This window comes from Amycolatopsis lexingtonensis, from assembly GCF_014873755.1.
GTDB classification, from domain to species: Bacteria; Actinomycetota; Actinomycetes; order Mycobacteriales; family Pseudonocardiaceae; genus Amycolatopsis; species Amycolatopsis lexingtonensis.
The window spans coordinates 4,290,569-4,309,863 of the sequence record NZ_JADBEG010000001.1 but is presented as its reverse complement, the minus strand read 5'-3'; the positions used below and the strand labels follow the sequence as shown (position 1 = coordinate 4,309,863).

Below are 19,295 nucleotides of genomic sequence, written 5' to 3'. Positions count from 1 at the left end.
CACCCGAACCTGACGCAGGGAGTGAAATGTCGTTGGTGAACGCTGCGCACGGACGCAGTGACGACACCAGCGCCGTGCACCCGACCGGTGAACGACCGCACGGTGACCGGCGAAGCATCCGCCGGGTCGTCGGCGCCTACGCCGCGCTGGCGAAACCGCGGGTGATCGAGCTCCTCCTGGTCACCACCATCCCGGCGATGTTCCTCGCCGGCCGTCAGATCCCCTCGCCGTGGCTGGTACTGGCCACGCTGGTCGGCGGGACGATGGCCGCGGGCAGCGCGAACGCGCTCAACTGCGTGATCGACGCGGACATCGACAAGGTGATGAACCGCACGAAGCGCCGCCCGCTGGTCAAGGACTCGGTGCCCCGCCGCGGCGCGCTGATCTTCGGCTTGGTGATGGGCGTCGCGTCGGCCGCCGTGCTGTACCTCACGGTGAACCTGCTGTCGGCGATCCTGGCGGTCGCGACGATCCTCTTCTACATCTTCGTCTACACGCTCGGCCTCAAGCGGCGCACGTCGCAGAACGTCGTCTGGGGCGGCGCGGCGGGCTGCATGCCGGTGGTCATCGGCTGGGCAGCCGTGACGGGCACGGTGCAGTGGCCGGCGTTCGTGATGTTCGGCGTCATCTTCTTCTGGACGCCGCCGCACACCTGGGCGCTGGGCATGAAGTACCGCGACGACTACGAGCGCGCCGGCGTCCCGATGCTGCCGGTGGTCGCCACCGCCCAGCACGTCGCCCGCCAGATCGTCATCTACTCGTGGGTGATGGTGGCGTGGACGCTGCTGCTGCTCCCGGTGACGTCCTGGCTGTACGGCACGTTCGCCATCCTGGCGGGCGGCTGGTTCCTCTTCTACGCGCACAGCCTGCAGGCCGCGGTGCGGCGCGGCGAAGAGACCAAGCCGATGGCGCTGTTCCACCGGTCGAACACGTACCTGATGATCGTGTTCGTGGCGCTGGCGGTGGACTCGGCGATCGGCCTGCCCACCCTCGGCCTGCCGTTCTGAGCCCGGCGGAGTTCTTCGCCGACGTCATCGAGTCCGGAACGGTTCTGGGCGCCGACCCCACGTGGTCACCCGAGCGGGTGGCGGAACTGCTGGGCGACGACTTCGCGGAAAACCGCTCGAAAAAGTCCATGTGGCGCGACCACGGCCTGGTCGAGTTCTTCTGGGAGCGGGTCGAGGGGCGCTGGGCGGGGACCCATTTCTCGGTGCAGGCCCACCGGCTCCGGTATCCCGAAGCGGGGCTGGTCAACCGGGTGGTCCGGGACCGCTACGGCGACTTCCCCGGCCTGGTGACGTTCGACGAAGTCGGCGCGCTGCTCGCCGATCGGGGTGTGCCGCTGCGGGAGGTGCCGTACCCGGCCGAAGCGGGCGAGCTGCGCGCGTACTGGCAGCCGGACGCGCAGATCGTGATCTCCGTCGTCGAGGGGTCGTACTACGGGCGGGCCGGCGACCTCTACCGCGTCGCGAGTTCGAGCACCGGTATCCCGTGAGCACCGCGCTGCTCAAGAAGATCGGGGTGGGCGTGGTCGCGGTCGCCGTGTTCGGGCTGCTGGCCCTCCTCGGCCGCGGAAGGGTGTCGCTCGACCAGAACCAGCTGCTCGGAACCGGCTGCGCCATCCCGGCCAAGATCACCGCGGTCCCCGGCCCGGCCCCTGACGGCGGCGCCGTCCGCGTCGCCGAACAGGGCCCGGGTGCCGCCGTGTTGGAGAACACCAGCACCCTGGCCGCCTACCGGATCGTCGTCACGTCCGGCGGCCGGACCGCGGAAGTGCCGGTGCTCACCCCGGGACAGCGGATCGGCGTCGTCCTCGACCGGCCTGCCGTCGGCCCGGTCACCTGGCTCGCGCCCGAAGCCTTGGGCGGGTTCACCCCGGTGACCGCGTCCGTCGTACCGGGCGGCATCCGCTACCACTCGGCGAACTGCCGCGCCCTGACCAGCCGCGGCGCCGCCGTCCTCCACCGCGACCCCGCCGGCCACCTGACCGGCGGCGACCGGCTGCCGTCGGCGAGCGTGTCGTGCGCGCCGGGCGACCACGTTCTTCCCGGCGCGGGCGCCGAGGTCTACCCGTACTGCGCCCTCGGCTCGGAATGATCGCGCGGCGGCCGCCGTTAAACTCGGTTGGCTCTTTTCCTTGAGGCGAAAGCAGGATCTTTGTCTTCGGACGACTTCTCCGCCGAGCTCGCCCGCGAGCAGGCGTACGTCACCACCCTCTACGCGAAGCTCGACGCCGAGCGTGTCGACGCCCAGCGCCGCCTCGACGCGACGCTGCGCCAGACCGGCGGGACCCCGCAGGCCCGCACCGAGCGCGACGTCGCCACCACGCTCTACACCGACCGGCTCGCCCAGCTCGGCTCCGTCGAGCAGGGGCTCGCCTTCGGCCGGCTCGACTTCGTCCCCGAGAGCGCCGAGGAAACCACCTACATCGGCCGGCTCGGGCTGTTCGACGAGGACGACGACTACAAGCCGCTGCTCGTCGACTGGCGGGCGCCGGTCGCGCGGCCGTTCTACCTCGCCACCGCGGCGTCACCCGAAGGGGTGCGCCGACGGCGGCACCTGCGGTCGCTGACGCGCAAGGTCACCGGCTTCGACGACGAGATCCTCGACCTCACCGCCGCCGACCAGGGGCAGGACCTCGGGCTGGCGGGTGAAGCCGCGCTGCTGGCGGCGCTGGAGCAGCGGCGCACGGGTGAGATGAGCGACATCGTCGCGACCATCCAGGCCGAGCAGGATCGCATCATCCGCGCCCCGCTGGGCGGCGTCATGGTCGTGCAGGGCGGGCCGGGTACCGGCAAGACCGCCGTCGCCCTGCACCGCGCGGCCTACCTCCTCTACACGCACCGGCAGCAGCTCACCACCCGCGGCGTGCTGGTCGTCGGGCCGAACAGCACCTTCCTGCGCTACATCGGCCAGGTGCTGCCGTCGCTCGGCGAGACCGGCGTGCTGCTGGCCACCATCGGGCAGCTCTACCCGGGCCTGGACGCCGACGGCACCGAATCGCGCGAAACCACCGAGGTCAAGGGCCGCCTGGTCATGGCCGACGTGCTCGCCAACGCCGTCCGCGACCGCCAGCGCGTGCCCGAGCCGGTGCTGGAGATCGAGTACGAGCACGACGTGCTGCGGCTGGACCGCAAGACGTGCACCGACGCCCGGACCCGCGCCCGCCGCTCGCGCCGCCCGCACAACCCGGCGCGGCGCCTGTTCGTCTCCGACGTCCTCGACGCGCTGACCCGGCAGGCCGCGCGGAAGCTGGGGGACGACCTGCTCGACGGGCAGGACGTGGCCGACATCCGGGCCGAGCTGGCCGCCGACGACAACGTCGCCGCGGCGCTGAACGAACTGTGGCCGGTGCTGACCCCGGAAGGTGTGCTCGACGACCTGTTCGCCGATCGCGAACGGCTCTCGAGCGCGGCCCGGAAGCTGCTGCCCGCTTCGGACCAGGCCCTCCTGGAGAGCGGCCGCGACGCGCGCTGGACGCCCGCCGACGTGCCGCTGCTCGACGAGCTGGCCGAGCTGATCGGCGTCGACGACACCGAAGCCCGCGTCGAGCGCAAACGCCGTGAGCGCGAGGACCGCGCGTATGCCGAGGGCGTGCTCGACATCCTCGAGCAGGACGAGGAGATCATCGACGAGGAGCTGCTGCGCGTCTCCGACGTCCTCGACGCCGAGCTGTTCGCCGAGCGCCAGGTCGCGCGCAGTGAGCTGACCGCGGCCCAGCGGGCGGCGCAGGACCGGACCTGGACGTTCGGGCACGTGATCGTCGACGAGGCCCAGGAGCTTTCGGCGATGGACTGGCGGCTGCTCATGCGCCGCTCGCCCAACCGCTCGATGACGCTGGTCGGCGACGTCGCCCAGACCGGCGCGGCGGGCGGGGCGCGGTCGTGGGGCGAGGTGCTCTCGCCGTACGTCGCGGACCGGTGGCGGCTGGAAGAGCTGACCGTGAACTACCGGACGCCGGCCGAGATCATGGCCGTGGCCGCGCGGGTCCTCGCGGAGGTTTCGCCGGGGCTGGCGGTGCCGTCTTCGGTGCGGGAGACCGGGGTTCCGCCGTGGTCGGTGCAGGTGGCCTCGCTGCCCGGGGAGCTGCCGGCGCTGGTGACGCGCGAGCTGTCCGAAGTGGACGGTGGCACGGTGGCGGTGCTGGTGCCGCCGTCCCGGCTCGAGGCGGTTTCGGAGCTGCTCGGGGCGTCGGACGAACGGCTGAGCGTGCTGACGGTCGAGCGGTCGAAGGGCCTGGAGTTCGACTCGGTGGTGCTGGTGGCGCCGGACGAGGTCGTGGCGGGTTCGCAGCGCGGGCTCAACGACCTGTACGTGGCCCTGACGCGCGCGACCCGGCGGCTCGGCGTGGTCCGGACCGGTGACGAGGTACCGGCACTCTCCGTGCTTGGCTAGGGTGCCTCGCATGCAGAAGATCGGGAAGTTCGTGGTCGTCGCCGCGGCGGCGCTGTCGCTGGCCGCGTGCGGCCAGGACGCCAAGACCGAGACGGCCGCCCCGGCGGGCCCGTCGGTGCCGCCGTCGTCGAACGCCGCCCAGGCGACCCAGAGCAAGGGCCGCGAGTGCACCGCGGACGACATCAAGACGACGGGGAAGTTCGGCGAAAAGCCCGAGATCACCGTCCCGGACGACTGCGACCCGCCCAAGAAGCTGATCACGAAGGACCTGTCCGAGGGAACCGGCAACCCGGCCAAGACCGGCCAGCAGCTGAAGATGAACTACCTGCTGGTGACGTGGTCGGACAAGAAGGTCCTGGACAACTCCTACGACCGCGGTGAGCCGTTCGACCTGAACCTGGGCGCGGGCGAGGTCATCCCGGGCTGGGACCAGGGCCTGGCCGGCATCAAGCAGGGCGGCCGCCGCCTCCTGATCATCCCGCCGGACCTCGCGTACGGCGAGGGCGGTCGGGGCATCAAGCCGAACGAGACGCTGGTGTTCGTCACCGACGCCGTCTCGGTGCCCGGCAACCAGGGCTGACCAGCGTCGCTTTCACGTGAAAGCTCCCACCTGGGGGCGGAGCTTTCACGTGAAAGCTGCGGTCAGGGGATGAGCAGGAGCTTGCCGGTGGTGCGGCGGGCCTGCAGGTCTTCGTGGGCCTGGCGGGCGTCGGCCAGCGGGTACTTGCCGCCGACGCGGATGGTCAGCTCGCCCGCGAGGATCGCGTCGAACAGCTCCTTCGCGCGCCAGTCGATCTCCTCGCGCGTGCGCGTGTAGTGCGCGGACGTCGGGCGCGTCAGGTACAGCGAGCCGCCCGAGTTCAGTCGCTGCGGGTCCAGCGGCGGGACCGGGCCGCTGGAGGCGCCGAACAGCGCCAGCAGGCCGCGGACCTTGAGGCTGGCGAGGCTGCCGTCCACGGTGTCCTTGCCCACGCCGTCGTAGACGACGTCCACGCCTTCGCCGCCGGTCAGCTCACGGGTGAGCTTGGCGAAGTCGTCGCGGTCGTAGCGGATCACCTCGTCGGCGCCGGCTTCGCGGGCGAGCTTCTCCTTCTCCTCGGTCGACACCGTGCCGATGACGCGGGCACCGCGCGCCTTCGCCAGTTGGACCAGCAGCAGCCCGACCCCGCCGGCGGCCGCGTGCACCAGCACGTCATGGCCCGGCTTGACCTCGAAGGTCGACGCGACCAGGTAGTGCGCGGTCATGCCCTGCAGCATCGTCGCGGCGGCGGTCTCGAGGGAGACGCCGTCGGGCACCCGGACGGCGATCGACGCCGGGACGAGCTTGCGGGCGGCGTAGCTGCCGATCGAGCCCTGCCACGCGACGCGGTCACCGGCTTCGAAGCCCGTGCCGGCGCCCGCCTCGACGACCGTGCCGGCGCCTTCGAGGCCGAGCACGACGGGCAGCTCCATCGGGTAGATGCCCTGGCGCTGGTAGGTGTCGATGTAGTTCACCCCGGCCGCGGCGACGTCGACCAGCAGCTCGCCGGCCTGCGGGGCCGCGACGTCCACTTCGGCCGGTTCGAGCACCTCCGGGCCGCCGGTCTTCGTCACCTGCACTGCGGTGGGCATGGGTCCTCCTCGGGTCGGGTTCTCCCGGTGCAACTATGGCCGACGCCACGCTGTTCCGCGTTCCGGCCGGTCTTTGGTTATGGTTCGGAATGTGGCTGAAGAGACTGTTCCGCCGACCAGCGCGCAGCTGGCCGCGGCCCGCAAGTTCGTGAAGGCGCACGGCAAGCCGTCCCGCGCGGTGGTGGAGAACATCGGCCGGGCGGGCGCCCGGGTCGTGCTCGTCGGCGCCGACGGCGCGCTCGGCGACGTCGTGGTGCCCACCGTCGAGACCGGCGAGGCGCTGGTCGAGGCCGTCGAGGACCTCGAAGCCGCTTCTTGGGACGCGGAGACGGTCAACCAGGCGAAGATCGGCCCGGAGCACCGCCGCAAGATGGCGGGCCGGTGAGCCCGACCGCGGTCCTGGTCAGCTGTTCGGAGCTTCCCGAGGGTGACGGAGACGACGACGCCGTCGTGCCCGCGTTGTCCTCGCTGGGCTTCTCGGTGTCGTGGGCCCCGTGGGACTCTTCGTTCGACTTTTCGACGGCGGACGCGGTGATCCTGCGGGCAACCTGGGATTACGCAGCGCGCCGCCAGGAGTTCCTGGACTGGTGCGAATCGGTCCCTTCGCTGCTGAATTCCGCCGATGTCGTCCGGTGGAACACGGACAAGTCGTACCTGGCCGAGCTGCTCGGCGCGGGCCTGGCCGTGGTGCCGACTTCCCTGGTTGAGCCCGGCGAAACGGCGCGGTTCCCGGCGTCCGATTTCGTGGTGAAGCCGTCGGTGGGAGCGGGCTCGCGCGGCGCGGCCCGATTCGCCGCCGGGGCCGATGCCTCTTCGCGCCTGGCCGCGTTGCACGCCGAGGGGCACACGGCGCTGATCCAGCCGTATCAGTCCAGTGTGGACACCTCGGGTGAGCTGGCGCTGGTCTACCTGGGCGGGATCTACTCGCACGCCTTCTCGAAGGGCGCGATGCTGGGGTCCACAATGGATGCTTCGGGCCTGTACCTGACGGAGAAGCTGGCTTCGGCTTCGCCGCCCGCAGAGGCGGTTGCGTTGGCTGAAGACGTCCTCGACGCGGCTTCGGCGTTGCTGGGGATTCTGCGGGCGGAGCTGCTGTACGCGCGGGTGGACCTGGTGCGCGGGGCGGACGGGAAGCCGTTGCTGCTGGAGTTGGAGCTGACGGAGCCGTCCCTGGGCTTCCGCCAGACGGACCCGAGCGCGGCGATGCGATTCGCTTCGGCGGTGCGGCAGCAGCTGGCGTAGTCACTTGGCGGCTCGCTGCACCGCGGCGAGCACCAAGGCGACGACCGCGCCGATGGCAGTCACCGTTATCGAGCCGGTGATCAAATAGAGCCCGCCGATTCCGCTCAGCCCGGCTTTGATCAATTTCCGCAGCCCCCGGGAATCGTCCCGGCCGGGCGAAAGCTCGTCATTGCCCACTGTACTACCCCTCTCTATGGTGTACTAGTACGCCTCTAACAGGGTGCCGCGCGGGGGCTGCGATCGGAAATGATCTTTGGTGGTGCGGAGGTGTTTCTGCTTGCCGGACTTTTCTGCGGATTGTCGATCTTTACCGGGGCTTCCCGAAAAGGCGGCGCTGGGATCGCTGGCCCGGCGTCGCGACGAAGACCTGCTCGGAGCCCTGCGGCGCGCGGCCGAATCGTCGTCGGGTGGCTCCGCGACCGTGCTCGGCTGTCTCGTCGGCCCGACCGCTTCACTGCCGTCCGCCACCCCGGAAACCCGCGCATACGCGATCTGGGGACTCGTCGTCGACGAAATCGGCAAATTGGGCGCGGTGGTGGAACCGAGAGAGCATTTCGTCCTGCTGGCCGCGTTCCGGTTGCCGCCCGTTCCGGACAGCGGCTGGGCGCCGACCCTCGGCGAGCGGTTCGGTCAGTTGGCCGAGGTGCGAGGTCTTTTCGGAGGCCGGAAACCGCTGTCGAACACGCCGATGAACAAGGCCTGGGCCGGCGCGCTTGAGATGCTGGCCGCCGCCGTGGCGGGCAAGCTCGAGCACCTGAAAGGCGAAGACTGGTTGCCCTACGTGGAGATCGGGCGCTCGGCCATGACGGGAACGCCGCCCGCCGCCGGCAGCCCGGAGGGGTTCCGCGCTCCGTCCGAGGGCGCGCAGCCGGTGTTCGTAGAGCGGATGCTCATCACCGTCGTCATGCACCGGCGGACGGTGCTGCGCCGCATCACCGAGCGGGACATCGTCGCTCGCAAAGACGGCCTCGACGGCTACGACGTCCAAGCGGGAACGGGGTGGACCGGGAACCTGGCCGAGCTGCCGGTGGTCGCCCTCTGGAACTGCCGCCTGGTCGCGGTGCCCGGCGAGGACCCGGTCGACCCCGTGGCGGCCAGGTTGCGCTTCCGGCGGAAGCTGCGGCTGGACGAGCCCTACGCGTTCGTTTCCGAAGCGCTGGACGGGAAACTCGACGAAGTGCGGAGGTGGATCAACGTCAAGATCGATCACCACGGGGTGGCGCCGGGCGGGCTGACGATCCGCGTGAAGTTCGACGAGGCCTGCTTGCCGGAAGCCTGCTGGTGGTACGCGGAGCAGCTCGAGGTGGAGCGGCTGCGGCGGCCGGCGCCGGGTGATCCCCGCCTGCGCGACGTCGGCGACGGGTTCGTGCAGCACACCTTCGAAGGGGGCTGCCAGCCGAGGGAGGAGTACGGGATCGCCTTCCGGTGGCCGCGGCGGTGAAAACGAAGCCACATCACGCCAACGTGGCTTCATTCCCTTCCCTGGAGAGCGCTGGCACCTGGCCAGGTCAGTTACCGGTGTTGCCGCCGCCTTCGCCGCCACCACCGGCGTGGTCGTGATGCACCACGCGCTCTCTCCCTCTGTTCGCTTTTCAAGTACAGCCCGAAGCCTGCGAGCGGAAGACTAGACCATTCGGCCTAGTTGCGCGTAATCGACTGGACTAAATGGAGTAGCCGGATCGACTTCGGCTACGCTCTTCGGGCTGCAGGTTTCCGCTTCGGCTACGAGCTGCACGAACCAGGTGCTAGGGCGTGCCTGGCAAAGGCCTCGATTGACGACTGGGATGCTCCGAGGTGTGTCGCGGTTTCCGCGGCGGGCGTCCACTGGTCTCGACCCGGTGGACTACCACGGGCGCAATGTCGTCGAACGCCGGTTCAAACCTGCTCGAGCAATGGCGCGGCCTGGCTCGCCATTGTCTACCGATCTGCGGGGTGGCTGTGAGTTACCGCGCACAGCCCAACGAAACGAGACGCAGTGTAGGTCCTAGGCGATCGCCTAGGCCCGCTTAGCAGCGAGGCGATCCGCCCGCGGCCAGCGCACGTCCGTCGCCCAGCCGAGCTGCTCGAACGTCCGGATCACCCGCGCCGAGATATCCACCTGCCCCCGCAGCACCCCGTGCCGCGCGCACGTCGGGTCCGCGTGGTGCGAGTTGTGCCACGACTCGCCCATCGACAACACCGCCAGCGGCCAGAAGTTCGCCGCCTTGTCGCGGCTCGCGAACGGCCGCTCACCGATCAAGTGGCACACCGAATTCACCGACCACGAAACGTGGTGCAGGAACGCGATCCGCACCAGCCCGGCCCAGAAGAACGCCGTCACGAAGCCCCACCACGACCACGAAAGCAGGCCGCCCAAGACCGCCGGCAGCGCGAGGCTCAGCGTGATCCACAGCCAGAAGTAGCGGTTCACCCAGCGCAGGTCGTCGTCCGCGACCAGGTCGGGGGCGAAGCGGTCCGCGTTGGTGACCTCGCGGCCGAACATCCAGCCCATGTGCGCATGCCAGAAGCCGCGCAGCAGCGCCGCCGGGGAGGTGCCGAACAGCCAGGGGGAGTGCGGGTCGCCCTCGCGGTCGGCGAACGCGTGGTGGCGGCGGTGGCTGGCCACCCAGAAGATCACCGAACCCTGGACCGCCATGCTGCCCGCGATGGCCAGCGCCACCCGCAGCGGGCGCGAGGCCTTGAAGGCGCCGTGGGTGAAGTAGCGGTGGTAGCCGACCGTCACGCCCAGCGTCGCGAAGACGTAGAACACCGCGGCGAGGATCAGGTCGAGCCAGGTCATGCCCCAGCCCCAGACCAGCGGGATCGCGATGAGCAGCGCCGCGAACGGCACGAGCAGGAACGTCTTGAGCACGATCATCTCGCCCGTGCCGCGGCGATGGGAGATCAGCGGCTTGGGGGCGGCGCGCGAGGTCATGGCGCGAACAGTAACCCACGGGCGAAACGGGCACGCCGACGTGGAGTTAAGCGTTCGTTGCGGTCAGGCGGCGGCGAGTTCGCGCGGGGCGGGTTCCAGTGAGACCACCGGGCCGCGGTCGCGGCTGCCCGTCCACAGGGTCGCCGTCGCGATGATGACCGCCATCGCGCCGAGCACGTGGAAGGACACCATCGCTTCCGGCACGCCCAGCGCGTACTGCAGCGACCCGAGTCCGCCCTGTGCCAGCGCGATCACCCAGACCGCCGTGTAGCGCCGCCACAGGCTCTTCGGCGCGCCGACGCGCATCAGTTGGAGGCCGAACACCGCGAGCAGCAGCAGGTACAGCACCAGGAGTCCGCCGTGGACCTGGGCGAGTGCTTCGACCGGGGCGTTCAGGCGGTGGGTGTTGATGTCGCCGCTGTGCGGGCCGGCGCCGGTGACCGTGGTGCCCGCCGCGAGGACGAGCCACATCACGACGGCCAGCGCGACCAGGATGCCCCGGCCGGCGGCGGGGACCAGCGGCTTCGCGGGCTCGTCGCCTTCGCGGAACGCGCGCAGCAGCAGCACGGCGAGCCAGACGAGCGGGGTCGTGGCGAGGAAGTGGATCGCGACCGTCCACCACTCCAGCTTCGCGAGCACGGTGAGGCCGCCGACGACGGCCTGCAGCACGACGCCGCCAGGCATCGTCCAGGCCAGCTTCACCAGCCGCTTGCGGCCCGGGTGGTCGATCTGCACGCGCCACGCGGTGACGACGGCGACCGCGGCGACGGCGATGACGACGCCGGTGAGCATCCGGTTGCCGAACTCGATCCACTGGTTGAGCGCGTCGATCCCGGAGTCGTGCTTCGGCACGAGGCTGCCCGCGACGCACTGCGGCCAGGTCGGGCAGCCGAGCCCGGACCCGGTGACGCGCACGATGGAGCCGGTGACGCCGATCAGCGCCTGCGCGAGGACCGCGGCGATCCCGACGGCCCGCTGCACGGCGGCGGACGGAAACGGCAGACGGGCGACGAGGCTGGTGAACGGCACACATCGATGGTAGAGCGCGCGGAAACGCGGCTTTCGGCAGGTCCCGGCGCCCACAATGGCTCAGCCGGCGCAAGGGACCAAGGTCACTCGGTCTTCTTGGCCTTCTTCTGGAAGAAGCCCATCGACTGCGCGAAGACGGCGCCGAACCCGAGGACGGCGATCGGCGCGGTCTTGATCCAGAAGGCGCCCGCGTCCAGCTTGAGAAGCAGGACGAGCACGCCGATCGCCACCACCAGCAGGAGGAGCAGGATCAGGAAGACGCGGGTTTTCGAAACCATGTGAACTGCCCCCTCGGTCCCGGATGTGTCCGGACGACCTTGGCGCAGCGGCGGCCGGTTCGTGAGGTCAGTTCTACCCGGTGCCGTTCGGACTCAGGTGAGCTTCGTCGTCCGCGAAGCCAGCGCTCCCGCGAGCACCGCCCACACCGCCAGCACCGCCATCGGACCGGGCGCGAAAGCCCCGTCCACCAGGGCCGCTCGCATTCCCTCCGCCAGCGCCCCCGACGGCAGCAGCTCCACCACGCGAGCCAGCCCCGACGGCAACGACGACGGCGCCAGCAGGATCCCGCCCGCCAGCAGCAGCACGAACCACACCACGTTCGCCAGCGCCAGCACCGCCTCGGCCCGCAAAGCGCCGCCCAGCAGCACGCCCAACGCGCCGAACGCGAGCGTCCCCAAGACGAGCAGCACAAGAGCCGACAACAGACCGGACAGCGAAGGCGACCAGCCCAGGAACGCCGCGACCACGCCGATGATCACCGACTGCAGCGCGACCACCACCAGCGCCGCCACCACGCGCCCGGCCACCAGCAGCCAGCGTGGCAGCGCCGTCGCCGAGAGGCGCTTCAGCACGCCGTACCGGCGGTCGAAGCCCAGGGCGATCGCCTGGCCGGTGAACGCCGACGACATCACCGCCAGCGCCAGGATGCGAGGCGTGATCCAGTCCACGCGCGGAACAGAACCCAGTGACGACGCCGGCAGAATGTCCAAAAGGGACAGCCCGATCAGCAGCGCCAGCGGGATGAGGAGCGTCAGCAGCACCTGTTCGCCGTGGCGCAGCGTCAGGCTCGCTTCGACCCGCGCGTGGGTGCGCAGCATCCGGCCCAGCGAGCCGCGGCCCGGGGCCGGGGTGAACGTGCCCGGAGCGAAAGTCATGCCCGCAGCTCCCGTCCGGTCAGTTCCAGGAAGACCTCTTCGAGCGTCCGCTTGCCCACCTGCAGTTCCTCGGGCAGCACGCCCTGCTGGGCGCACCACGCCGTGACCGTCGAGACCACCTGCGGGTCGACCGAGCCGACCACGACGTACGTGCCGGGGGCCGACTCGCGGACCGTGTAGCCCTCCGGCAGCGCCGCCGTCAGCAACGCCGTGTCGAGCCTCGTGCGGGCCTTGAACCGCAGCCCCGCCGCGCCGGTTTCGTCCATCGTCAGCGACTGGGGCGCGCCCGAAACGACGACCTTGCCGTGGTCGACGATCACCACCGTGTCGGCCAGCGCCTCCGCTTCCTCCATCAGGTGCGTGGTCAGCAGTACCGAGACGCCGTCGCGGCGCAGGGCCGCCAGCAGGTCCCACACCAGGCGCCGGGCCTGGGGGTCCATGCCCGCGGTCGGCTCGTCGAGGAACACCAGCTCCGGCCGGCCGATCAGGGCGCACGCCAGTGACAGCCGCTGCTGCTGGCCGCCGGAGAGGCGCTTGAACGGCGTGCGGCGCACCGACGTCAGCCCGAGGGTCTCCAGGAGCCAGGCCGGGTCCAGCGGGGACGCCGCGCAGGACGCCACCAGGCGCAGCATCTCGTCGGCCCGGACGCCCGGGTACGCGCCGCCGCCCTGGGGCATGATCCCGACGCGGGGGCGCAGGGCCGCCGACTCGCGGACCGGGTCGAGGCCGAGGACGCGCACCGTGCCCGCGTCAGGCTTGAGGAAGCCTTCGCAGAGCTCGACGGTGGTGGTCTTGCCGGCCCCGTTCGGGCCGAGCAGGGCGAGCAGGCTGCCGCGCTCCATCCGCAGGTCGAGACCGTCGACCGCGCGGGTGGAGCCGTAGCTTTTGACCAGCCCGGTGATCTCGACGGCGGGGGCACTCACATCGGGTCACGATACGGGCTCGGCCCGCGCGGGCAGCCGCGGGGACGGCCTGGACAGCAGCACGGGCGCCAGCCGCCGCACGATCAGCATCCCGCCGCCGCAGACGACGATCGCCGCGACGTAGGCGAAGGGCAGCACGTACGGGCGGCCGTCGAAGGTGCTGCCGGTGGGCGGGAGCAGGAACGGCAGGGCGGCGGACAGCACCGTCGCGGCCACCCGGAAGCGGGACGTCCCGGCCGCGGCGGCCAGCGGGATCACCGCCCACAGCACGTACCAGGGCTGCAGGTTGATCTGCAGGATCATCACCGCGCCCAGCGACACGCCCAGCCCGATGATCGGCCGGTAGCGCCACTTGAAGCTGTCCCACAGGAACTTGAAGGTGATGGCGACGGCGACGAGGTAGCCGAGCGCGCCGAGGATCGGCACCAGGCCGTTGGTGTGGTTGCCGAGCCCGAGCGCGATGCCCAGGACGCCGGAGAGGTTGGCCAGCTCGGCGGTGGGGGAGATCCAGGAGCGGACCAGGCCCGGGGTGTTGAACGTCGCCCCGAACCAGCCGAAGCCGAGCCCGGTGCCGAAGCAGACGGCGACCAGCACGACCCCGAACCACGCCGCCATCGGCGCGCCCGCCAGGAAGAGGTCCTTGAGCCTGCCGTGCCAGCGCCGCGCGACCATCACGGCGAAGAACGGCAGCGCGAACACCGCGGGCAGCTTCACCGCGACGCCGAGCGTGATGATGGCCACGCCGAGCCCGATGTAGAGCAGCTCGCCCCGCGCCAGTGGCGGGGGAGTGTCGCCCTTCACCCGGATCGGCAGCCGCCGGATGCCCACCTCCAGCCCGGCGAGCATCAGGCCGACGGCGAGCGCGTCGTTGTGGGCGCCGGCGACGAAGTGGAAGATCAGCAGCGGGTTCAGCGCGCCGAGCCACAGCGCGGTCGCGGGCTGGACGCCGAAGCGGCGCGCCAGCCGCGGCAGCGCCCAGACGATGAGGACGACGCCGGCCAGCGCGAGCACGCGCTGCAGCAGCACGCCGACCGCGATGCTGTTGCCCGCCAGGGGCGCCAGCCAGCCGCCGAGGCGCAGCACCAGCGGCCCGTACGGCGCCGGGGTCTCGCGCCACATGTTCGACACGCCCGCGGTGTACGGGTCGGCGACGCCGAGCGCCTGCGCCGGGCCGAGCACGTACGGGTCCATCCCGCGGTGCACGATCTCGCTCTGCGCGAGGTAGCTGTAGACGTCGCGGGAGAACAGCGGCGGGATCACCAGCAGCGGCAGCACCCACAGCGCGATGGTGCGGGCGAGCTGGCCCTGCGACGCGAGCCGCGCGCGGTCGGGGCGGGCGAACCGGCCGAGCATCAGCCAGCTCAGCACCAGGATGCCCATCCCGGAGATGGCGATGGCCAGCGACACCGTCGGGATCCGGGTGAACAGCCGCAGCACCGGGATCTCCTGCACCGGGTTGATCACCGGGGCGGCGCCGGCGCCGAGCGAGCCGAGGGCGAGGAAGAGCGACCCGACCGTGCCGAACCGGCGCACGACGTTGAGCCCGCGCTGCTCGGCGGCCTCGAGGGGGAGCGGTTCGCGGGGGTGGACGGGCGAAAGCGTCACGGGGTGGGCACGTTCGGTCGCGATCACCGTCGCCTGCTGATCCTGTTCGCCCACTGCCACGGGTGCAGGGTATCGGTCCGGCCCGGAGTGAGTCGGATCACTGCCGGACACCCCGCCTTTGCCGACCGGGGGGAAATAAGACACACTTGTGTTGTGAAAAAGACGGAGGCGGGTGACCAGGCGGGCGGCGACATGCCGCGTGCCGCGCTCCCCGCTGTCCCGTCGCAGGTCAGCGCCGAGGGCAAGACCCGCCAAGAGGTTGCCCGGCTGCTCCTGGAACAGGGTCCCATGACCGCCGTCGTGGTCGCCGAGCAGCTCGGCATCAGCCCGGCGGCCGTCCGCCGGCACCTGGACGCGCTGCTCGCCGACGGCGAGGCCGAGAGCCGGGACGCGCCGCGCCGCGGACCCCGGGGCCGGGGTCGTCCCGCGAAGCTGTTCCTGCTCACCGAGCCCGGCCGCGCCCGGTTCGGTCACGCCTACGACGACCTCGCCGTCTCCGCCATCCGCTTCCTCGCCGAGCACGCCGGTGAAGACGCCGTACGCGCCTTCGCCGAGCGCCGCATCGAGAAGCTGGTCGGGCCGCACCGCTCGGCGATCACCGGATCGAGTGATCCCGCGGCACGCGCCGAGGCCCTGGCGACCGCGTTGACCAGGGAGGGCTACGCTGCGTCGACCCGTCAGGTCGGTGCTCCGGCGCCCGGTCAGAACGTCGGAGCGCAGCTTTGCCAGCACCACTGCCCGGTCGCCCACGTGGCCGCGGAGTTCCCGCAGCTCTGCGAGGCCGAGACCGAGGCGTTCGCGCAGCTGCTGGGCACCCACGTCCAGCGACTGGCGACCATCGCGCGCGGTGACTCCGCGTGCACCACACACGTTCCCGTTCCGGCGGGTAACAACCCGGCCCATCCCGAGCCGGGCAGCACGGTGCCCTCAGGGCGCACAGCACGGATCCCGAATGGAGGGAAACCCGCATGACTGCCGCTGCCGAGCAGCGCACTCCCACCACCGCGCCACTGAGCCAGGAAGAGACCATCGAGTCCCTTGGCAAGTACGCGTTCGGCTGGGCCGACTCCGACGAGGCGGGCGCCAGCGCCCGTCGCGGGCTGAACGAAGATGTCGTCACCGACATCTCCGGGAAGAAGTCCGAGCCGGAGTGGATGCGCGAAGCGCGACTCAAGGCGCTCAAGCTCTTCGAGAAGAAGCCCATGCCCAACTGGGGGGCCGACCTCTCCGGGATCGACTTCGACAACATCAAGTACTTCGTCCGCTCCAGCGAGAAGCAGGCTGCGAGCTGGGAAGACCTGCCCGAAGACATCAAGAACACGTACGACAAGCTCGGCATCCCCGAGGCGGAGAAGCAGCGCCTCGTCGCCGGTGTCGCGGCCCAGTACGAGTCCGAGGTCGTCTACCACTCGATCCGCGAGGACCTCGAGAAGCAGGGCGTGCTCTTCCTCGACACGGACACCGCGCTGCGCGAGCAGCCGGAGCTGTTCGAGGAGTACTTCGGCTCGGTCATCCCGGCCGGCGACAACAAGTTCTCCGCGCTGAACACGGCGGTCTGGTCCGGCGGCTCGTTCATCTACGTGCCGAAGGGCGTGCACGTGGACATCCCGCTGCAGGCCTACTTCCGGATCAACACCGAGAACATGGGCCAGTTCGAGCGCACCCTGATCATCGTCGACGAAGGTGCGTACGTGCACTACGTCGAGGGCTGCACGGCGCCGATCTACCAGTCCGACTCGCTGCACTCGGCGGTCGTGGAGATCATCGTCAAGAAGGGCGCCCGCTGCCGCTACACGACCATCCAGAACTGGTCGAACAACGTCTACAACCTGGTCACCAAGCGCGCCAAGTGCGAAGAGGGCGCGACCATGGAATGGATCGACGGCAACATCGGTTCCAAGGTGACGATGAAGTACCCGTCGGTGTTCCTCATGGGCGAGCACGCCAAGGGCGAGGTCCTGTCGGTCGCGTTCGCGGGCGAGGGCCAGCACCAGGACGCGGGCGCCAAGATGGAGCACCTCGCGCCGCACACCTCCTCGACCATCGTGTCGAAGTCGGTGGCGCGCGGCGGCGGCCGCACCTCCTACCGCGGCCTGGTCCGCGTGGCGAAGCGGGCGCACCACTCGCGCTCCAGCGTGGTCTGCGACGCGCTGCTCGTCGACACCATCTCGCGGTCGGACACGTACCCGTACGTGGACATCCGCAACGACGAGGTGTCCATGGGCCACGAAGCCACGGTGTCCAAGGTCAGCGAGGACCAGCTGTTCTACCTGATGTCGCGCGGTCTCGACGAGGCCGAAGCGATGGCGATGATCGTGCGCGGCTTCGTGGAGCCGATCGCCCGTGAGCTGCCGATGGAGTACGCGCTCGAGCTGAACCGCCTGATCGAGCTCCAGATGGAAGGGTCCGTCGGCTAGTCATGTCGGTTACCGAGAACAACGTTTCGGAGTCGCTCCGCGAGGGGGCCGTCATTCCGGCGGCCTCCCGCGCGGAGCGCTTCACCTCCTACGACGTCGAGGCCTTCGAGGTCCCCGGCGGCCGTGAGGAGAACTGGCGCTTCACGCCGATGAAGCGGCTGCGCGGCCTGCACGACGGCAGCGCGCCCGCCACCGGCGAGATCACGCTGGAAGCCGACGCCGCCCCCGAGCTGACCATCGAGACCGTCGGCCGCGACGACTCGCGGCTCGGCCAGGCCGGCGTCCCGAGCGACCGCATCGCCGCCCAGGCGTACTCCTCGTTCCAGAAGGCGACCGTCGTGACGGTGCCCAAGGAGACGAAGGCGTCGAAGCCGTCCGTGCTGCGCATCCACGGCCCGGGCGAGGACAAGGTCGCCTACGGGCACCTGCAGGTCCGTGCCGAGGCGTTCGCCGAAGCCGTGATCGTGCTCGACCACGTCGGCTCCGGCACCTACGCCGACAACGTCGAGTTCGTCATCGGCGACGGCGCCAAGGTCACCGTGGTCAGCGTCCAGGACTGGGCCGACGACGCGGTGCACGTCTCCGAGCAGCACCTGAAGCTGGGCCGCGACGCCGCGCTGCGGCACACCGTGATCACCCTCGGCGGTGACCTGGTCCGCGTCTCGCCGACGGCGACCTTCACCGACAAGGGCGGCGACGTCGACATGCTCGGCGTCTACTTCGCCGACGGTGGCCAGCACCAGGAGCACCGCCTCTTCGTCGACCACGCGGTGCCGAACTGCAAGTCGCGGGTGGGTTACAAGGGCGCGCTGCAGGGCGAGGGCGCGCACACGGTCTGGATCGGCGACGTGCTGATCCGCGCCGCGGCCGAGGCCACCGACACCTACGAGTTCAACCGCAACCTGGTGCTCACGCCCGGGGCCCGCGCGGACTCGGTGCCGAACCTCGAGATCGAGACCGGCGAGATCGAAGGCGCCGGCCACGCGAGCGCGACGGGAAGGTTCGACGACGAGCAGTTGTTCTACCTCCAGTCGCGCGGGATCGCCGAAGAAGCCGCGCGGCGCCTGGTCGTGCGCGGGTTCTTCCACGAGATCCTGGTGAAGATCGACGTCCCCGAGGTGCGCGAGCGCCTCGAAGCCGCGATCGAGGCCGAGCTCGAAGCCGTTGGCGCCTGACGCCGTCCACCACAGACTTTAGGAAACGAAGAATGGCTACCCTGGAAATCAAGGACCTCCACGCCTCGGTCACGACCGACGAAGGCGCCAAGGAGATCCTCAAGGGCGTCAACCTGACCATCAAGTCGGGCGAGACGCACGCGATCATGGGCCCGAACGGCTCGGGCAAGTCCACGCTGTCCTACGCCATCGCCGGGCACCCGAAGTACGACGTCACCTCCGGCGAGGTGCTGCTCGACGGCGAGAACGTCCTCGAGATGAGCGTCGACGAGCGCGCCCGCGCCGGCCTCTTCCTGGCCATGCAGTACCCGGTCGAGGTGCCCGGCGTGTCCATGTCCAACTTCCTCCGCACCGCGGCCACCGCGGTCCGTGGCGAGGCCCCCAAGCTGCGCCACTGGGTCAAGGAGGTCAAGGAGGAGATGGGCAAGCTCGAGATCTCGCAGGAGTTCGCCGAGCGCTCGGTCAACGAGGGCTTCTCCGGCGGCGAGAAGAAGCGCCACGAGATCCTGCAGCTGGCGCTGCTCAAGCCGAAGTTCGCCATCCTCGACGAGACCGACTCCGGTCTGGACGTCGACGCCCTGCGCGTCGTCTCCGAGGGCGTGAACGCGTACAAGGCTTCGAGCGAGGTCGGCGTCATGCTGATCACGCACTACACCCGGATCCTGCGGCACATCACGCCGGACTTCGTGCACGTCTTCGCCGGCGGCAAGATCGTCGAGTCGGGCGGCAAGGAGCTGGCGGACGAGCTCGAGGAGCACGGCTACGTCAAGTACGCCGGCAAGCCCGAGCCGGCCGCGCTCTGACAATCCGCTAGCACTACACCGAGAACG

The 19,295-nt window shown here is 70.5% G+C and carries 20 protein-coding genes; 12 read left to right on the top strand and 8 right to left on the bottom strand.

Annotation, left to right across the window (positions count from 1 at the left end):
* The first annotated feature begins 26 nt into the window (after positions 1 to 26).
* From H4696_RS19015 to H4696_RS18995, 5 genes are all read left to right on the top strand, one after another.
* Entirely contained in the window at positions 27 to 1,007 is a 981-nt protein-coding gene (locus H4696_RS19015; protein ID WP_086856726.1) for a heme o synthase, read from the top strand.
* A gap of 77 nt (positions 1,008 to 1,084) precedes the next feature.
* Positions 1,085 to 1,495, top strand: coding sequence for a hypothetical protein (locus H4696_RS19010; protein ID WP_086856727.1), 411 nt, complete (start codon positions 1,085 to 1,087; stop codon positions 1,493 to 1,495).
* Complete coding sequence (locus H4696_RS50225; protein WP_225955741.1) at positions 1,492 to 2,097, top strand: hypothetical protein; 606 nt, start codon at positions 1,492 to 1,494, stop codon at positions 2,095 to 2,097. The genes H4696_RS19010 and H4696_RS50225 overlap by 4 nt, the downstream gene beginning before the upstream one ends.
* Before the next feature lie 60 nt (positions 2,098 to 2,157).
* Positions 2,158 to 4,395, top strand: coding sequence for a HelD family protein (locus H4696_RS19000; RefSeq protein WP_192782406.1), 2,238 nt, complete (start codon positions 2,158 to 2,160; stop codon positions 4,393 to 4,395).
* 10 nt (positions 4,396 to 4,405) lie between these two features.
* On the top strand, positions 4,406 to 4,975 hold the full coding sequence (locus tag H4696_RS18995; RefSeq protein WP_086856729.1) for an FKBP-type peptidyl-prolyl cis-trans isomerase: 570 nt from the start codon (positions 4,406 to 4,408) through the stop codon (positions 4,973 to 4,975).
* A gap of 62 nt (positions 4,976 to 5,037) precedes the next feature.
* On the opposite strand, the gene H4696_RS18990 is transcribed toward H4696_RS18995, so the two are convergent.
* Positions 5,038 to 6,006, bottom strand: a complete 969-nt coding sequence (locus tag H4696_RS18990; RefSeq protein WP_086856730.1) for a quinone oxidoreductase family protein — start codon at positions 6,004 to 6,006, stop codon at positions 5,038 to 5,040.
* A gap of 91 nt (positions 6,007 to 6,097) precedes the next feature.
* On the opposite strand from H4696_RS18990, the gene H4696_RS18985 reads away from it, so the two are divergent.
* Together H4696_RS18985 and H4696_RS18980 are read left to right on the top strand one after the other, a co-directional pair.
* Complete coding sequence (locus H4696_RS18985; protein ID WP_249026859.1) at positions 6,098 to 6,391, top strand: hypothetical protein; 294 nt, start codon at positions 6,098 to 6,100, stop codon at positions 6,389 to 6,391.
* On the top strand, positions 6,388 to 7,248 hold the full coding sequence (locus H4696_RS18980) for an ATP-grasp domain-containing protein (RefSeq protein WP_086856732.1): 861 nt from the start codon (positions 6,388 to 6,390) through the stop codon (positions 7,246 to 7,248). The genes H4696_RS18985 and H4696_RS18980 overlap by 4 nt, the downstream gene beginning before the upstream one ends.
* Here the strand turns inward: H4696_RS18980 and H4696_RS18975 are convergent, their stop codons facing one another.
* Positions 7,249 to 7,425 carry a hypothetical protein gene (locus H4696_RS18975; protein ID WP_158104267.1) on the bottom strand — a complete coding sequence of 59 codons (177 nt, stop codon included), beginning with the start codon at positions 7,423 to 7,425 and terminating at the stop codon, positions 7,249 to 7,251.
* 100 nt (positions 7,426 to 7,525) lie between these two features.
* Here H4696_RS18975 and H4696_RS18970 point away from each other — a divergent pair, with 100 nt between their 5' ends.
* A complete protein-coding gene (locus H4696_RS18970; protein ID WP_225955740.1) occupies positions 7,526 to 8,689 on the top strand; it encodes a hypothetical protein in 1,164 nt (387 codons plus the stop codon).
* 555 nt (positions 8,690 to 9,244) lie between these two features.
* On the opposite strand, the gene H4696_RS18965 is transcribed toward H4696_RS18970, so the two are convergent.
* The 6 genes from H4696_RS18965 to mptB form a co-directional block, all read right to left on the bottom strand.
* Positions 9,245 to 10,162 carry an acyl-CoA desaturase gene (locus H4696_RS18965; protein ID WP_086856733.1) on the bottom strand — a complete coding sequence of 306 codons (918 nt, stop codon included), beginning with the start codon at positions 10,160 to 10,162 and terminating at the stop codon, positions 9,245 to 9,247.
* A 63-nt stretch (positions 10,163 to 10,225) separates the two neighbouring features.
* Positions 10,226 to 11,191 carry a COX15/CtaA family protein gene (locus H4696_RS18960; RefSeq protein WP_086856734.1) on the bottom strand — a complete coding sequence of 322 codons (966 nt, stop codon included), beginning with the start codon at positions 11,189 to 11,191 and terminating at the stop codon, positions 10,226 to 10,228.
* A gap of 83 nt (positions 11,192 to 11,274) precedes the next feature.
* Positions 11,275 to 11,469, bottom strand: coding sequence for a hypothetical protein (locus H4696_RS18955; RefSeq protein WP_086856735.1), 195 nt, complete (start codon positions 11,467 to 11,469; stop codon positions 11,275 to 11,277).
* Positions 11,470 to 11,562: 93 nt separating this feature from the next.
* Positions 11,563 to 12,345 (bottom strand): ABC transporter permease, encoded by a 783-nt coding sequence (locus H4696_RS18950; RefSeq protein ID WP_086856736.1) that lies wholly within the window; start codon positions 12,343 to 12,345, stop codon positions 11,563 to 11,565.
* Positions 12,342 to 13,268, bottom strand: coding sequence for an ABC transporter ATP-binding protein (locus H4696_RS18945; protein WP_086856737.1), 927 nt, complete (start codon positions 13,266 to 13,268; stop codon positions 12,342 to 12,344). Before H4696_RS18945 ends, H4696_RS18950 begins: the two co-directional genes overlap by 4 nt.
* 6 nt (positions 13,269 to 13,274) lie before the next feature.
* On the bottom strand, positions 13,275 to 14,900 hold the full coding sequence (gene mptB / locus H4696_RS18940; RefSeq protein WP_086856738.1) for a polyprenol phosphomannose-dependent alpha 1,6 mannosyltransferase MptB: 1,626 nt from the start codon (positions 14,898 to 14,900) through the stop codon (positions 13,275 to 13,277).
* 165 nt (positions 14,901 to 15,065) lie between these two features.
* On the opposite strand from mptB, the gene H4696_RS18935 reads away from it, so the two are divergent.
* Genes H4696_RS18935 through sufC form a run of 4 tightly spaced genes read left to right on the top strand, consistent with a single transcriptional unit; the run spans position 15,066 to position 19,268 of the window.
* Complete coding sequence (locus tag H4696_RS18935; RefSeq protein WP_192783044.1) at positions 15,066 to 15,845, top strand: helix-turn-helix transcriptional regulator; 780 nt, start codon at positions 15,066 to 15,068, stop codon at positions 15,843 to 15,845.
* A complete protein-coding gene (sufB, locus tag H4696_RS18930) occupies positions 15,842 to 17,290 on the top strand; it encodes a Fe-S cluster assembly protein SufB (protein WP_086856740.1) in 1,449 nt (482 codons plus the stop codon). The genes H4696_RS18935 and sufB overlap by 4 nt, the downstream gene beginning before the upstream one ends.
* A 2-nt stretch (positions 17,291 to 17,292) precedes the next feature.
* Positions 17,293 to 18,465 carry a Fe-S cluster assembly protein SufD gene (gene sufD, locus H4696_RS18925; protein ID WP_086856741.1) on the top strand — a complete coding sequence of 391 codons (1,173 nt, stop codon included), beginning with the start codon at positions 17,293 to 17,295 and terminating at the stop codon, positions 18,463 to 18,465.
* A gap of 32 nt (positions 18,466 to 18,497) precedes the next feature.
* Entirely contained in the window at positions 18,498 to 19,268 is a 771-nt protein-coding gene (sufC, locus tag H4696_RS18920; protein ID WP_086856742.1) for a Fe-S cluster assembly ATPase SufC, read from the top strand.
* Positions 19,269 to 19,295 lie beyond the last annotated feature (27 nt).

What these genes read in the sequence shown, in the direction of transcription:
- H4696_RS18995 (WP_086856729.1), top strand. Translation starts at nt 4,406, where the DNA reads ATGCAGAAGATCGGGAAGTTCGTGGTCGTCGCCGCGGCGGCGCTGTCG.
- H4696_RS18935 (WP_192783044.1), top strand. Translation starts at nt 15,066, where the DNA reads ATGCCGCGTGCCGCGCTCCCCGCTGTCCCGTCGCAGGTCAGCGCCGAG.
- H4696_RS19015 (WP_086856726.1), top strand. Translation starts at nt 27, where the DNA reads ATGTCGTTGGTGAACGCTGCGCACGGACGCAGTGACGACACCAGCGCC.
- sufB (WP_086856740.1), top strand. Translation starts at nt 15,842, where the DNA reads ATGACTGCCGCTGCCGAGCAGCGCACTCCCACCACCGCGCCACTGAGC.
- H4696_RS18950 (WP_086856736.1), bottom strand. Translation starts at nt 12,345, where the DNA reads ATGACTTTCGCTCCGGGCACGTTCACCCCGGCCCCGGGCCGCGGCTCG.
- H4696_RS18955 (WP_086856735.1), bottom strand. Translation starts at nt 11,469, where the DNA reads ATGGTTTCGAAAACCCGCGTCTTCCTGATCCTGCTCCTCCTGCTGGTG.
- sufC (WP_086856742.1), top strand. Translation starts at nt 18,498, where the DNA reads ATGGCTACCCTGGAAATCAAGGACCTCCACGCCTCGGTCACGACCGAC.
- H4696_RS18990 (WP_086856730.1), bottom strand. Translation starts at nt 6,006, where the DNA reads ATGCCCACCGCAGTGCAGGTGACGAAGACCGGCGGCCCGGAGGTGCTC.
- H4696_RS18965 (WP_086856733.1), bottom strand. Translation starts at nt 10,162, where the DNA reads ATGACCTCGCGCGCCGCCCCCAAGCCGCTGATCTCCCATCGCCGCGGC.
- sufD (WP_086856741.1), top strand. Translation starts at nt 17,293, where the DNA reads ATGTCGGTTACCGAGAACAACGTTTCGGAGTCGCTCCGCGAGGGGGCC.